General features: G+C 48.0%; 1 protein-coding gene. It reads right to left on the reverse strand.

Features of this window, described 5'->3' with window-relative positions:
* On the reverse strand, positions 1-552 hold a 552-nt coding region (locus ABTU92_RS29150; RefSeq protein WP_408095048.1), incomplete at both ends, for a type I restriction enzyme HsdR N-terminal domain-containing protein.

Here is a 552-nt window from a genome sequence, read left to right on the forward strand (position 1 = left end):
AGCGATTCCCATTCCTCAATCTTTTCCGAACTTAAGACAGGTTTAGATCGGTTCTTTAGCCGCCATTCGTCTTCAGCTGCTTTGAGAAAAAGTAGCTTGCTGAGCTCGTCAAATGCAGCGGCCGGGTCGAGCTTGTCACGGTCGCGAATAGCATTATGAATCTTTCGAAAAAATCTACGGTAATCCTTGATCTTCTCGTCGTCAGGAGCCGCAACTTCATTGGGCTTCTCCTGAATCGTAGAGCGAATGTTCGAGAATGAAATTAGCTTGCGAAGCGATTTCCACTTGCCTTCAATAAGTGAGTCAACGGTGTCATCGATGACATTGATCCTGCTGTTAAATGAATAATAGCCACGGAGCAAAAAGCGCCGTCCATTAGTAATGATGCTGTAGGGAGTCTTCAAGGCAAATGCATATGAATCAAGCTGACCGAGTCCCGCGTGAACTGGTTCGTTGGGGCTCTTCGCTTCAACCGTGATGACCGGGCTTCCCTCGACTTTCGCGACTAGGTCAGCTTCCTTCCTTAATACTTGGCGACCGAGGTGCATAGTC

It is taken from the genome of Rhodoplanes sp. SY1, assembly GCF_046000175.1.
Taxonomy (GTDB): domain Bacteria; phylum Pseudomonadota; class Alphaproteobacteria; order Rhizobiales; family Xanthobacteraceae; genus Rhodoplanes.